A 13,880-nucleotide genomic window follows, 5' to 3' on the forward strand; every position below is an offset into this window, starting at 1 on the left:
ACCGTCACGAAGCTCAGGTGCGCACTGAGCCCCCCTCGATCTGCCAGACGTTTGCCAGGCGAAGAGGGCAGGCTCGCGTGCGGAGCGGCACAGGCGCCAGCACCGGCGGTCGAACGCACGAGAGCGGGCAGATCCGACCGGGTCGGCCCTCCCAGCACAGTTGAGGAGGCGGCATAAGCTCCGCGGCCGACCTGCTGGTCGAGCACTCCCCGGCGGCACGGATGGGCAAGAATAGGAGCGTGACTTCTGCAACTCCGGTGCCATCCGCCGTGGCATTCCGCTTGGTTGGCGTACGAGAGGTTGACGAGGATGAGTTGAGGGAAACCCGGCGTGATCTCGTGGCCATGCTGACTGCATTCGAGGGTCACCGGGGATGTACGTTCACGTTGCAGTGGCTCGCGTTTCCCGCGCTGGACGATGTGCACGGCGGGCATATCGAGGTCTCTGTCATCGTCAAGATCCCGGCTGGCATGACAGGTGCGGTCATCGAGGAGATCGCCGACGATGTGTCGGATGTTCTCAATGGCCCGCCTGGGCTGTGGACGTTCGAGCGCGTCACCGAGGCGTCGGAGCTTGAGAACATCCTCCGACCGTTCGATGCTCACTACTTCGCCGAGATTTCGCGGCGCGAGGAGAGCCTGCCCGGAGCCGACCTGCACGCCGTCGACGGTGCTCGACAGGTTGGGCAGTATCTGTGACCGACAAGGCTCTGTGGACGCTGTGGACCTTGGGTCCGTCGACGCCCGACACTCACCGGCTGGCGGCAAGCCTGGTCGCACAGGAAGCGCCCATCTGCGTCCGGATGTCAATCACTCCGACGTCGCTCGAAGAGACTGAACGCGACGCGCTGGAGGAACTGGTCGAGGTAAAGAAGCGTGAGGCGACTGCGAGCGCCTCGGCGAAGGCGGCTCACCGCACCCTGGAGTCGATCCTCTACCTGAGGCCGCTGTTCCAAGCTCGGTGTGTGGTCGCGAGCCCGGAGCCGCTCAGTTCGTCGCTGCTGAGCACCATCGGGCACACCCTCTCTGAACCGGCGGAGCACGTGACGGAGCCGCCGCCGGCTCTCGCGGGCGGCTACGCGGTGACGCGCGATGATGAGGGACTTCGCAGGGTGTTCGAGTTGGGGGCGCCAGCGCCCGACTTGCGGAGCATCGCGCCGAGCGGGCTCGGCCGCTTGCGCAGCCTGTTGGGGGTCTGGGAGGCGAGCAACCTGTTCCGTCTTCCGGTGGTGACCGCTGAAGACCCACAGGCGCTGCCGATCGATGAGAGTCCTGACCTACCCGGAGTCCTTGCGGACCTTCCGTCCGAGGGCACACGCCTTGGCGCCCTCAAGCGCCACCCGCAGCGTCATGTCGCTCTGTCGGCCGATGATCGCTTCCGGCACACGTATGTAGTGGGGCAGACGGGGACCGGCAAGAGCACGTTGCTGCTCAACATGGCACTTGACGACATCCAAGCCGGTGACGGCGTTTGTGTCGTTGACCCGCACGGGGATTTGGTCGAGGGCATCTTGGAGCGCCTGCCCGAGGAACGGGTCGATGATGTCGTACTGATCGACCCCGCCGATCCGGTTGCCGTTGTCGGTGTCAACCTGATCGAGGCGGAGACCGATCTCCAGGCCAACTACCTCATCACCGAGGTCAGCAACCTGATGCAGAAGCTCTTTGATCCGCAGAACACGGGCATCGTCGGGCCGCGCTGGCACTCGATGGTGCGGCAAGCGATTCTCTTGTTGCAGAACAACACCGAGATCAAGAGTTCCTTCCTCGACGTCGCAACTGTGTTCAGCGACCGCGCGGTTCGTGAGTTCCTCGTGAAGCGGGCTGCCGAGGATGCACTGCTGGCTCAGTATTGGCAGTCCGAGGTCCCTGCTGCTCAGCGGTCGAACGAATGGGGTGAGGTCGTCGCGTGGGTCAACTCCAAGTTCGAGGTGTTCCGCACCAGCAAGTTGCTGCGAGGCGTGATCGGACAGGCCGAGTCGAGCGTCTCGTTCAGTGATGTGATTCGCGACCGCAAGATCCTGCTCGTGAATCTGTCCAAGGGCGCCATGGGTTCGAGCAACGCCGAACTCCTGGGTCACGTCGTGGTGATGAAACTCTGGGGCACGATCCTTGAACGCGGTCGACTCCCGTACGACCAGCGCACACCGTTCTACGTGTACATCGACGAGTTCCAGAACATCACCACCGATTCGCTCGACACGATGCTGGCCGAGGCACGTAAGTACGGAGTCGGCTTGACGCTGGCCAACCAGTTCTTCGACCAGTTGAGCGAGACTACGCGGGCAGCGTTACTCGGCAACGTCGGGACGAAGTTGTCCTTCCGCCTCGGTCCGGCGGACGCCGGCGCGTTCGCTCACTGGCTCGGCGGGGACGTCGAGCGGGGCGAGTTGACTCACCTGCCCAACCACCAGTTGGTGGCGGCGCTGTCTCCCCGAGGGATTCCGACGGAGCCGGTGCTGCTTCACTCCCGCCCTCCGGCCGAACCGAACTTCTCGATCGCGGAGAAGGCACGGGCGCGCTCCCGTTCCCAGAACGCGGTACCTGTTGCCGAAGCAGAAGAGCGTTTCCTGACCCGGTGGGCACCGGTCGAAGGGTCCTTCGCCGCCAACGCTGTGCAATCACGGATGCGGGCTAACGGCGATCATGGCGAACACACCGAGAAGCGCCAGCGGGCGCGGATGTCGTTCCTCGATGATTGGATTGACGCACGCCGCAGTCAGGGCGCAACTGATGACGGTGAAGGCTCACCCGGGAACGACCAGTGACGATCTCGTTCGATGCGGAGTACTTCCAGTCCGTCGGTCTGACAGCCCTGTCGCCAGACGGCAAGCAGTCTCTGGCAAGCGCGGTCTACGCCGAGACCGAGTTGCGCGTCGGCACCGCGCTATCAGACGGCTTGAGCGACGAGCAGTTGGCGGAGTTCGAAAAGATCATCGACCAGGACGAGGCCACCGTGCGCAAGGTCCTCGATGAACATGACCACGACAACTACCAGAACAACCTCGACAAACCCCTCGAAGTGCTGGCCGAGGTCGCTGGCAGCGTCTGGCTCGCTGCCCACAAGCCCACTTACCACGACACCGTGCGCGCAATCCACGAGGAACTGAGGCAGGAAGTCGCAGCCCGCAGGGTTGAGATCCTTGCCACCGAAGGACTCTCACCAGCCGAAGTCGAGCCTGACACCGCCCAGCACGCGCTATGAACGAGTCAGACAGCACCGTGGCCTTGCCAGCCGAACTGGCGAAGCAAGCCGAGCGATACCTCGCTCAGTTTGATCGCGGAATCATCACCTTCGATGAGCTTGAGAACGAGTTGATAGGAGCAGCCCACAGTCTCGCGGGTCGCGAGTTCGAGCGCTCCCACCCCGACTGGTCCAAGAACGCGCTCTTCGACCGCGCTGCCTGGGAAACCGGCTTCGAGGCCAAGCGCCGGGCCGAGGCCGAACTGGGTGCTACGTTCGCCCTCGCCCTCGCCGAGGTCTACGAACAAGCGGCCGGACTCGTCGCATGGGTCTTCCAGACTCCCCAATGGCGTCAAGCACTCAAGCCTGTCACGGCACGTCTGATCGAAGCCGGCAACGAAGGCGCGGGTGCGATGGAATCAGAGGCATCACTCGGATGGTCAGCGTCGTGGCACGGTGTTCTTCCTCCCGAGGCGCGACAGGCTGTTCGAGATGCGGCGCTCGACAGTGAAGCCTCGATGATCGACCTGTTGGAGGCGGATCGAGAGGGTGATGCGGCTCGGGTAGCGCAGATCGTTGCCGCGTCCGGGCGGCTTGGTTGTGTGTCGCCAGCACTTCATGTGCTTCGTCTTCGGCGACAGGAGGGTCGCCCGGTGGCCGCGTCCGAGATTGCCGCGCTGCTCGACCTCGAAGGTCTGGCCGAGCAAGGCGAGTTCGGCGGACTCACTCACATGGCCGTTGAACTGCTTGCTGATGGCGCCACCGAAACTGCCGTGGCGTGGAGCTCCGCCGTCGATGATGCCCAGTTGTTCCACGCCCCTGCCGAGCGTCCGACTATTTACTCAGGCCAGGAGCCCTACCGCGTCTACCATCAGGACCGCCTGACGCGAGACCACGGGCCGGGGTGGTGTGTTCAGTGGTGCAACGCCGGAGACGCACGGCTGTTGGGAGCCCTGGCAACGGTCGATTGGATCGGCGGGAACCATGTCCGAGCTCGTGAGCGAGCAACTGCTTGTGACAGCGGCGCAGACCAGCAGGGATGGTCCGCGTCCGGCGTCGAACTGCTCGCCGAATGGGTCCTCAGCCGCGACCTGGAACCGGCGGAGCGATTCGAGGCCCTGAACGCAATGACCGAGCGCGGCATCCGCGCGCATGTGACTTTCGGTCTCCTGTCTGACCAGATCCACGAAGAGCTGGCCGAGTTGTCAGAAGTGCTGGGCCTCCCCCCGGAGGAGGCGACTCAGCACCGGACAAACCTTGACCGGATTCGTGCGAAGCCCAAGATGTACCTCCACTTCGAACCATTCCAGTTCCCCTCGCTGTTGGCACGTCTACCTCATGTCGAGCGGTTGATTGCCAGCGCGGTCACCGTTGACACCAACCCATAGCTGCTGCGATGCCAGCCGGGATGGCCTCGCCTTCGGCGACGACGTTGGGGTCGCTGACCTCGAACGTGCGAACGTCCAGCCCTGCGTCTCTCGCGAGACCAACGAACCGCTCGCTCTCACCTGCTGTCCAGGCGAAGGCTGACTCTTCGCGTGCCGGCGGGAGTCCAACGGCGATCGGCACGCGCGGCAACCGCTTCGACAGGTTACTGACGTTAGCCTCCGCGTGGTCGACGTAGTCGTAGTATCCAGGCCAACCATCGCTGAACCTCGGCGCCACGAAGATCAACGAGGCCACGCGGTCGGGGACACGCAGTGCGGACTCGATCGTCCGCTGGGTCGTCCAACTCCATGCCACAAGGTGGACGCGGTCGTCGGCGTTCAGGTGCCGTGACACGTCAGGGAAAAGGGTCTCGTCCAGGAACTCGGCATAGTGCTTGGGGCCGTAACCGTTGCGCCAGCCCCATGCCTTGTATCCCTCTCGGAAGTAGCCCGGGCTACAAACAGCTACGGGCGGGATAGCGCCGGCCTCGATCGCGGCATCCAGTTGGCCACTCAAGCTCATCGACTCATGGAACTGCCCTGCCATGAGCACAACAAGCGGCAAGCGCTGGTCGCCCCCAGCAATGCAACGCTCGTGCGGCTGGTAAGTCCACACCGGATACGTCACCGGATCGGGCTCACGTCGGCGTCCTTCATGTGTGCGCCAAACTCGCTCGGGCACCTCCAGATGATCGGCCGAGACCTGTAGTTCAGAGACTTTGCCCTCGCGTACGATACCGTTCTGCTCCTTGGTCGAAGCAATGTGGCGGTCATACGCCGAATCGGACTCATGGGTGTACCAGTCGTTGTACTCATCGTGGAAGCTCATCGCCCATGGCTCGTGGATGTCCTCGCAGATCAGGCCCTCGTGGTCCCACATTTCGAAGTAGTACATCCCGGTGAAGTTGTCGGGGAGGTCGACTTCGGCCCACCAGACGTTGCTTCGCGGGAGCAGGCTCAGACTGAAGCTCGTGGTGTCGAAGGCGGCGTCGATCCGGTAGTAGGCCCGGTGAGCGTCGATCATGTGCTCAATCTCCTCCCGGTAGAGGAACGTGGCCCGAGTCGTCCCGTCGACGTCGTGGAGCAGCGGTGTTCCCTGTGCGGCCACCTCGTCCCAGAACAGTTCCAGCACCTCCTGAGAGGTCGACTGTCCGGCAATGCGCTTGTATTCGATGATCTGCCACAACTGCCGGACGAGCGGATGGGTGGGCAGCGTGAGCGTCTGTGTGTCCACAGTGGTATCTCCTTTCATGCCGCACCCAGCAGGGTCAGGATGGCGTCGGCTCCTTGCGTCTGGTGGCCGTTGTTGGTCACCGTCACGGCGTCCATCACGACGAACGGGTTGCGAGGCCGCTTCGCCGGTGTCGGGTGAAACTCCGAGGTCAGGTCGGATGCGAACTCCGGAGGCAATGCCGCAACAATGCGTCCGAGGGCCACTCCGGAGTGCCGGGAGGCAACGAGGATCTGGTGCCGGCATGCGCCGCAGCGGCAGCGCGTTCCTTCGCGAGCTGTATGCAGCCGTCCTATGGTTTGCGCAACGACCGGCGCGAGGGTGTCGCTGCTGAGGTGGGTCGTGGATGTGGTCATGCTTGTTCCTCCTTGCAGAACGGGACGGCCGACTCGGTTTGCGGAGTCGGACGTGGATGAGTGATTTGGCGCGCTCTCCACCGTCAGACAGGCGGGTCGTGGCGACGCTGAAGCTGGGGGTTTCGTACTCACGCGCGCCCGGGCACTCCCCAGTGATCCCCGAGCGCTGGCATTGCCAGGAGGCTCGTGAGCCGCATGATCGGTGGACTGGCTACTCGGCTCTCGCTGCCTTTCACTCGGCGCCCGGCCCGAGCCGAACGACTCGGTTGCCGGGTGGACCGCCACCCTTTCCCACTCTTGAGTTGTCAAGCTTCGGCGCGTGACGGCATGCACCGTCGCGGCTGATCGGCAGACCCAGCCGACACGCGGGCGCGCCAAAGCGGCCATCGACTGGTTTCTCAAGAGCGCGTGGAACGCCAACTCGGGCTTCATCACGCAAGGGCAACGCTACGCGTGCCACGACCTGGCTGCAACGCGGCGTGCGGGGCATATCTACCCCCTGAACGGGCGGGCAATGCGAATACTGTGGCGGGCCCGGTCCCGTAGGTTCGGGATGACCTGCGGCAGAATGGCCTTGATGGACGTGCTACTGGTTGACGACAAGGAGGGCGAGGGCGCCCTCCTTGATCGTGTTTGGGGTGAGGAAGACGTTCGCGTCTGGCAGGTCCGCGACCTGACGGAAGTGCTCTCGGTCACCCGAGGCCAGCCTCACTACTCTGGCTCGCCGTTCCCGGAGTCGCTGGATGCCGCCATCGTCGACTTGGATCTTGGCCGTGGCGCGGACGGCGCGGCCGGTGGGCTCCAAGCGGTGAACGCCATCCGACGCTGGCAGCAGACCCACACTCGGACGTGGCCGATCGTCCTGCGGACCCAGGATGTCGACGACGACAGGAGTCTGTCGGCCGTCCTCGCTGCCGAACTGTTCGGGGAGCCTCTCGCGCTGTGGGGGAAGCGTCCCAAGGATGCGCTGAATCTTCTGTCCTACCTGCGTTCGTCCCCGATCACGCCGGCTGATGCGGAGGCGTACGGCGGCACGGTCGTCCACCCTGTTCGGGTGGTCAAGGAGGAACGCGGCGAGCAGATGCTCGGCGAGTTCTTGTTCGGCGGGCGGCGCGCCGTGGTCTGGGAGCGCATTTTCGAAGGCTTCGATGCCGATGTGGCGGTGCTGGCAGCGGGCTACCACCGGCGCAATAAGTTCTGGGACCAAGTCAACGCGCTGTTCTCGGCCATCGTCTACCTGCGTGATCTCGACGACCACCTTCACATGCTCAATGGCACCCCGTTGCGGCTGATCGACATCGAGCGCAGGATCGCCGCCGATGAGCTGCTTGAAGTCGATCTCGCCATCAACGAAGTCCAACGTGGCCTCCGCGACTCCGAACCCCACGTCAAGGACCGTGTCCTTCAGGTTCTCCAGGACCGCCGAAACGAGCTCGACGAGTGGATCAACGAGCGCAGGACCAAGAAGCCGAGCTTCAACCGCAACTTCGACCAAGGCGAGTTCATCGGGGTGTTCGGACGCGTACTCGGAAACCCAGAGGTCTTAGAGCTCTTCACAGAGCGTTAAAGGCGGCAGCCCCCACAGGGGGTAAATGTGCCGCTGCCCCCGGCCCGGTCCTCTACGACCATGGGAAGCGTGGACGGACCTGCGCCCGGCAACCAGCCGTTGGAGCTCTTCATGGAGTGCTTCAACGGTTCGACAGGCGCAGGCGGCGCGAAGCACCAGGTGACGGTCCACGCCGATTGGACAGTCACAACTCCGCATGACGCCGAGGCCGAGCGCATCGCCGAGGCGTTCGGCAGTTACACCTCGTGTGTCACCCATACCGAGCGAATCGTGGACGCTTTCCGCAAGTCATTCGGGATACTGACGCGCGCGGAGCGTGTCCCCTTGAGCGTCGGTCGAGGTGGGAGTTGGCAGGTCGGAAAGGGCCACTCCATCTCGGGTTGCTGCCGCGGGACTCTCTTCGGGGGCGTGGTCGGAGCAGCTAGACACACTCGTGCTCCCATGCACCTCGCCAAGCAGCACAAGGTCCCACTTCGACACTTGGAGGCGTTCCTCGACGCCGCGAGCAGGACTTGGGGTGGCTGGGATGGTACGCCGGAGGTCGACCCCCGTATTGAGAGCTTGATCCGGGAGCCCGGTGGTGTCGGCGACTTGTGGCGTGCCGGGATTCACCCTGCGGAGATTCCGGCACTGGCTTCGGTGGGCTCGGTTGTCGATGAGCCGCTGCCGATCAGCTTCTACCTGGGGCTCGTGTACGGCCGCGCCGACCGGAGCTGGGTCGCTGAGGTCCTTCCGCACCGGCCGGACCCCGACACGGCAGCGTGGCTGACTTGGCTGGATGAGCCGCAGAAGCGAGCCACCCCTACTGATTGGGGTCTATGGCTGAGGTTCGGGATCAGCAAGGCAGACGTGGTCGTGGCGGTGAAGGCAGGAGTCCCTGCCGAGCACGTGCACGAGGTCGCCTACGCGAACGGCTGGCCGGTCAGCGCCGTAGCGGCGCAGTTTGTGAAGTGGGCCAACGCAGGATGCACCCTGAAGTCGGAGCACTTCCACGCCATGAAGCGCAACGGCGTCTACTCGCCCAAGCCATCCCGGCGCGCCATCGACGCCTTGTGCGAGATGGTTGACAGCGACCTCGGCCCGACAGCGCGCAAGTCTCTGCGCGACCGCCCGGATCGCACCGACCTCGCCGTGATGCTGGAGATCCTTGGCAACAGGCACGAGGTCCGCCGCGCCCTGGCCCAAGGCGCCCGCACTCCCGACGACTTGGACGCCTACGTCACGAGCTACGAGCGGGCAGCCCGATGAATCCTCCTGCCGCCGGACACATCTACCCCTGCCGACCTGTCGAGCCGCCGCAAGGATGGCAGCAGTGAAAACACGAAAGGAACCCGCGTGACCATCCGCACCAGGAGCGAGTACGAGAACGCCTTGCAGGCGCTGGGCATCTGCGTCTCCGCCCGCATCCCCGCTCTCTTGTGGGGCAACCCGGGCGAAGGCAAAACCGCCGCCGTCGAGTCTGCATCCCAGACCGGCTGGCACGTCGAGACGGTCATCATCACCCACAGCGAGCCGTCTGACTTCGCGGGCCTGCCGATCATCAACGACGGCTCGGTCAGCCTCGCGCCACCGGGGTGGGCTACTCGACTTGCCGAGCACGATGGGCCGTCGATCGCCTTCTTCGATGAGTTCAGCACAGCCTCTCCGTCGCTCCAGGCGGCGGCACTCCGGCCACTGACCCACTACGAGGTCGGCTCACTCCAACTGCCCAAGACGGTCTCGTTCGTCGCCGCGGCCAACCCCTCAGACGTGGCGGCAGCCGGATGGGAACTTGCTGCACCGACCGCCAGCCGGTTCGTCCACCTGGACTGGACCATGCCCTACGAGGTCTACTCCGAAGGACTCGTCACCGGGAAGTGGCCGAGCATGCCCGTCTACAGCGAGCCCTCCAACTACCGGAGCCTGCTCGAAGAGGAACTGGTGCTTGTCTCCGGGTTCCTGCGAGCCCGTGAATCTCAGCTCAGCGTGATCCCCAAGAATGCCGAGGAACGAGGTCGCGCCTTCCCCACGCCCCGCACTTGGGACTACGCGGCCCGACTGTCGGCCTTTGCTCGCGCCATTGGCGCCAACGCCGAGGTGCGCCGACTCCTCGTCGCCGGCTGCATCGGAGGCCCCGTCACTCACGAGTACCTCACGTGGGCCAACAACCAAGATCTCCCGAACCCGGAAGAACTTCTCGATGATCCAGACGCGGTCGACTTCACCGGCTTGCGCGCTGACCGGGTCTTCGTCACCCTGCAAGCAGTCCTCGGCGCCTACTCACGCCAGCCTTCTGTGGGGCGCTGGGAGCGGGCCATCGACGTCTGCGCCCGTGCGGCCGACCAAGCCGGCGTCGACCCTGCTGTGCCGGTAGTCCGTTCCCTGATGCGACCCGACATCCGGCCCAATGGGTCGTCTGTGCCACCCTCAATCAAGGTCTTCGCACCGGCTCTTGCGCTGGCCGGGTTGCTACCGAAGGCGACCTGAGATGGATCATCAGAAGCTGGCCGCGGCCAAGCTGTGGTTGATCTCCCCGTCCCCGTCCCCATCCCCGACGGGGGGCCGCGGCGACGATCCGCGGGACCTTCCATACCTGTCGCATGCGCTCTACGCACTGATCCCCGTTGTGGATAATGATGTGGAGAAGCTGACGTGTGACGAGTGGTGGCGGATCTACATCAACGAAGAGTGGTTCGACGCCGCGACCGTGCCCGAGATCGGAGCCGAACTCGCGCACGTGACATGGCATCTGCTCGCCGAGCATGCCGACCGCGCGCGTGACCAGGACGTCGACCGGAGTACGGCCTCCGCGTGGGAGAAGTCGGCCGACGCCACCGTCGCGCACACCCTTACCCAGGACAAGCTCCGTCCCCAGTACCTGCCGTCCGCGAAAGACCTGGACCTTCCCGATGCGAGATCGGCCGAGGAATACTTCGCGTTAATCTCGCGCCTGCCTCCGCCTCCGTCCGACGGCGAGGGCGACCCAGACGGTGGGTCGCTGGGACCAGCAGACGGCTGCGGGAGCGGAGCCGACGGACTCACGCGCCGCAACGAGTACGGGCCAAACACCGATGTCGGTGCTGTGTCGAAGCACGAGGCCACCGAGATTCGTCGCAAGGTCGCCGTCGACTACGACCGGCACGCATCCGGCCGAGGCGACGACCCTGGCGACGCGCTTCGGTGGGTCAAGCGCACACTCGAACCAGAAACTCCATGGGAGCCACTCCTCGCCGGCGCAGTCCGCCGGGCCGTCGGCTGGGCCGTTGGTCGAGGCGACTACACCTACACCAAGCCCTCTCGACGTTCGTCCTCTCTCCCCGGAGTCGTACTCCCGGGCCAGCACAAGCCGGTGCCACGGGTGTCCATCATCATCGACACCTCCTACAGCGTCGATGACAACCTCCTCGCCCGAGCACTCGGTGAAGTCGATGGCGCACTCATGGCACTCGGCGTTCCCGGTGCACAGATGACCATCTACTCGGTCGACGCTGCCGTCCACACAGTCGAGAAGGTTCGCCGTGCCCGAGACGCCAAGTTGGTCGGCGCCGGCGGGACCGACATGCGCCTCGGATTCCGCGGCGTGGAAGACGAACGACCACGTCCCGACGTCGTGATCTGCTTCACCGACGGCGACACCCCCTGGCCCACCTCCCCTCCACCCGGAGCCGCAGTGATCGCCGCCATCCTCGGCGGACGCGGCTTCAACCTCCCGCCAACACCCAAATGGGCAACCCGGGTCGAATGCCTCGTCGACGACCGATGGGCAAGACCGTGAACCAGCGCGAGACTCACGATCGAATCGTGGCTCTCTCTCACGCCGGGGACCACCGCGCCGTGCCACTGGCGATGGAGGAGTTCACCCGCAACCCGAGCGCGGTGTCTTTGGGACTGGTAGCCCTCGCGGCACGCAGCCGTGGCTTGGTGCTCCCGAGCCGACACCACCCCGACCACCTCGCGGTTCGCTTCACCTACAGCCTGGAGTCGGCAATCTGCGACGTGCTCGAAGCACTACCACCCGAGGATCGCGACGAATGCCTCGCAGCACTCGGTCGCAGCGCTCAGCGTCCCTCCCGCCAAGAGTCGCAAGGTGCGCGGTGACCAACATCTATGGGTCGGCTCGTTCGCCCTCGTCGCAGGGCACATCTACCCCAGCGCAGGTCGCGCAGCATCCGATTCGATAGTCGCGTGTGTAGACGGTTCCTTGTAGTGCTCGCAGCGATGAGCCTTGCTTTCGTTGCCCCGACTGCTCAAGCTAGGCCGAGCCCGAGCAAGCTGAAGGTGACGCTGTCCGTCTCTACCAAGTCGGCGACGACCGGGACGCCGATCCGGTTCAGCGGGCGCGTAAGCAAGGGCGGAAGCGGAGCGACGGCGATGCTCCAACGCCGACAAGGTTCTTCAGCCTGGTCCACGGTCAAGGCGAGCAAGGTCCCCCAGTCTCGAAGAGTCGCATTCGCCGTGAAGACACGAGAGGGACGGTCTACCTACCGCATCATCATCGCGAAGACCAAGCGATCGACTTCGCCGTCAGTGACCGTGACGGGGCGATCGCGGTCGACGCCGCCTGCCGTCCCGTCAGTGACCGCGGGGACGATCAGTCATCACCAACAGATCAAGAGCGTGTGTGCGCATATCCGCACACTTGAGCATCTGCACGTGAAATACGGCAACGACAACTATCTGATCGGCATGCTTCTCGATCAGATCTCTCGTGCATGGAACGGGCTTCGCACGCCACCGATCGACGTGTGGGGCGCAGCGGGCTACCTACCCAAGGGCCAGACCCTCCAGGACTGGTGGGAGATGGGCATCCATCCCCAGGATGTCCGGATGCTGGCCGATGCATACGCCGAACCAAACGGGCAGATCCCGTTGTTCGGTCACGACATCGTTCGGTCAGCCTTCCCCACACCGTACGAGCCGTCAGACGAAGAGGCCGAAGAACTGGTCCGGGAACTGCTCCTCGACATGCACGCCCCGGCCGGCCCCGGCGAGCCGTGGGCCATGGGGTTCTGACCGATGGCCCCCACCCATTCTCCTGTCGTCCGAACGCTGATCTGCTGGTTCGAGAATTCAGACAACTTCGCCGCTCCCGTGGCTAGCTTTCCACTGCCTTGAGAAGACCGTGCTTGTCACGGCCAGCTGCCCCAGGCCGAGTCAAACCACCGCAGGAGGGACTGCTGATGGTATCTCGGACCCGCGACGGAAGATGGCGTCGAGTTCCCGGCGGTATACGTTGCCCCACGCCGAACGCTCGCCAAAGAACTCGAACGCAATGGAGTCCCGCCCCCTGCCCGATGTGAGGTACGGCGCCACGAAAAAGTACGAGTCGATTCGCAAGATGAAAGCGTAGACCGCGCCATTGCACGTCGTGTAGGCGTGGAAGTCACCACGGAAAGACTGAGCCGAGAACTTCGATACATCGCTCTGAACTCTCGAGAAGGTCTCGGCCACATAGTGAGGAAGAAGTGTCGCTTCTCCGACAGCCTGTTGACCTAGTCGCAGGCTCAGCGCACCACACTTCTCATGGTCAGCTCGCTCTCCGGGGCAAAGCATCGAGAGGCGCACAGCCGCCCCTCGCCTCACGGAATTGGCGAGGGAATCCTGAATGGATTCAATGTCATACCAATCGAACTTGAGGGATGAACCGACGATGTCGATTTCGCGCGCTTGCCCTAACATTGCGGCCCACTTCGCGGCGGTTGCAGACCTGTCGGGATGCTGGCGAGAACCGTGGAGCGCCTCGATCTGAAGCGAGACGACGTCCTCCAAAGTGTCGGTTGCGCGCTCAAGTCGTCCGAGCGCGTCAGTCACTGGCTCACCACCTAGGAACCACCAGATCACCGACACGACTACACCGCCGATCAAGGTGGACCCGACAGCTAGGAGGATGTCAGGGACCGGCGGGGGGAAGTCGCCGCGGGCGGCACCCAGGGCGAGGACGCCAAACGCAAGGAAGATGGCGGGCGCGAGCCAACCCTGCCACTCACGCCTGCGGTGCCCTGACTTCACGTGCCGCAGAATACTCTCGTCAGCCACCAACTCAGTGCGCAGGGTGTTGAGCGACATCTCGCCGCTGCCCCGGTCACCATGCGAGCAAGAAGACCCCCTGCCTGGTGGTGCTCGTTGCACAGGGCCAG

Annotated in this window: 13 protein-coding genes; 10 read left to right on the forward strand and 3 right to left on the reverse strand. The window is 64.4% G+C overall.

Translation table 11 applies throughout. From position 1 onward, the window contains the following. Positions 1-239: 239 nt before the first annotated feature. Genes AB7I40_RS21990 through AB7I40_RS22005 form a run of 4 tightly spaced genes read left to right on the forward strand, consistent with a single transcriptional unit; the run spans position 240 to position 4,571 of the window. Positions 240-698, forward strand: coding sequence for a hypothetical protein (locus AB7I40_RS21990; protein WP_428347113.1), 459 nt, complete (start codon positions 240-242; stop codon positions 696-698). Next, positions 695-2,767 carry a type IV secretory system conjugative DNA transfer family protein gene (locus AB7I40_RS21995; RefSeq protein WP_428347114.1) on the forward strand — a complete coding sequence of 691 codons (2,073 nt, stop codon included), beginning with the start codon at positions 695-697 and terminating at the stop codon, positions 2,765-2,767. Before AB7I40_RS21990 ends, AB7I40_RS21995 begins: the two co-directional genes overlap by 4 nt. Next, the gene (locus AB7I40_RS22000) at positions 2,764-3,204 is read left to right on the forward strand and encodes a DUF5663 domain-containing protein (protein WP_428347115.1); all 441 of its coding nucleotides are present in this window, start codon (positions 2,764-2,766) and stop codon (positions 3,202-3,204) included. The genes AB7I40_RS21995 and AB7I40_RS22000 overlap by 4 nt, the downstream gene beginning before the upstream one ends. Further along, positions 3,201-4,571 carry a hypothetical protein gene (locus AB7I40_RS22005; RefSeq protein ID WP_428347116.1) on the forward strand — a complete coding sequence of 457 codons (1,371 nt, stop codon included), beginning with the start codon at positions 3,201-3,203 and terminating at the stop codon, positions 4,569-4,571. Before AB7I40_RS22000 ends, AB7I40_RS22005 begins: the two co-directional genes overlap by 4 nt. Here the strand turns inward: AB7I40_RS22005 and AB7I40_RS22010 are convergent. Continuing rightward, complete coding sequence (locus AB7I40_RS22010; RefSeq protein WP_428347117.1) at positions 4,549-5,844, reverse strand: hypothetical protein; 1,296 nt, start codon at positions 5,842-5,844, stop codon at positions 4,549-4,551. The genes AB7I40_RS22005 and AB7I40_RS22010 overlap by 23 nt on opposite strands. Before the next feature lie 14 nt (positions 5,845-5,858). Then, complete coding sequence (locus AB7I40_RS22015) at positions 5,859-6,197, reverse strand: hypothetical protein (RefSeq protein ID WP_428347118.1); 339 nt, start codon at positions 6,195-6,197, stop codon at positions 5,859-5,861. Positions 6,198-6,516: 319 nt separating this feature from the next. On the opposite strand from AB7I40_RS22015, the gene AB7I40_RS22020 reads away from it, so the two are divergent. The 6 genes from AB7I40_RS22020 to AB7I40_RS22045 all read left to right on the forward strand — a co-directional run bounded on the left by AB7I40_RS22020 (position 6,517) and on the right by AB7I40_RS22045 (position 12,756). Next, positions 6,517-7,764: a hypothetical protein gene (locus AB7I40_RS22020; protein WP_428347119.1), complete on the forward strand. Its 1,248-nt coding sequence runs from the start codon at positions 6,517-6,519 to the stop codon at positions 7,762-7,764. A 159-nt stretch (positions 7,765-7,923) separates the two neighbouring features. Further along, positions 7,924-9,012, forward strand: coding sequence for a hypothetical protein (locus AB7I40_RS22025; protein WP_428348132.1), 1,089 nt, complete (start codon positions 7,924-7,926; stop codon positions 9,010-9,012). A gap of 87 nt (positions 9,013-9,099) precedes the next feature. After that, positions 9,100-10,230, forward strand: a complete 1,131-nt coding sequence (locus AB7I40_RS22030; RefSeq protein WP_428347121.1) for an AAA family ATPase — start codon at positions 9,100-9,102, stop codon at positions 10,228-10,230. A gap of 1 nt (position 10,231) precedes the next feature. After that, positions 10,232-11,518 carry a vWA domain-containing protein gene (locus tag AB7I40_RS22035; RefSeq protein WP_428347122.1) on the forward strand — a complete coding sequence of 429 codons (1,287 nt, stop codon included), beginning with the start codon at positions 10,232-10,234 and terminating at the stop codon, positions 11,516-11,518. Positions 11,519-11,544: 26 nt separating this feature from the next. Continuing rightward, positions 11,545-11,841 carry a hypothetical protein gene (locus AB7I40_RS22040; protein WP_428347123.1) on the forward strand — a complete coding sequence of 99 codons (297 nt, stop codon included), beginning with the start codon at positions 11,545-11,547 and terminating at the stop codon, positions 11,839-11,841. A gap of 477 nt (positions 11,842-12,318) precedes the next feature. Beyond that, on the forward strand, positions 12,319-12,756 hold the full coding sequence (locus AB7I40_RS22045; RefSeq protein ID WP_428347124.1) for a hypothetical protein: 438 nt from the start codon (positions 12,319-12,321) through the stop codon (positions 12,754-12,756). 141 nt (positions 12,757-12,897) lie between these two features. Here the strand turns inward: AB7I40_RS22045 and AB7I40_RS22050 are convergent, their stop codons facing one another. Continuing rightward, entirely contained in the window at positions 12,898-13,809 is a 912-nt protein-coding gene (locus AB7I40_RS22050; RefSeq protein WP_428347125.1) for a hypothetical protein, read from the reverse strand. Between the last annotated feature and the right edge of the window lie 71 nt (positions 13,810-13,880).

Origin of the sequence: Nocardioides sp., from assembly GCF_050246775.1 — a bacterium.
Lineage (GTDB): Bacteria > Actinomycetota > Actinomycetes > Propionibacteriales > Nocardioidaceae > Nocardioides.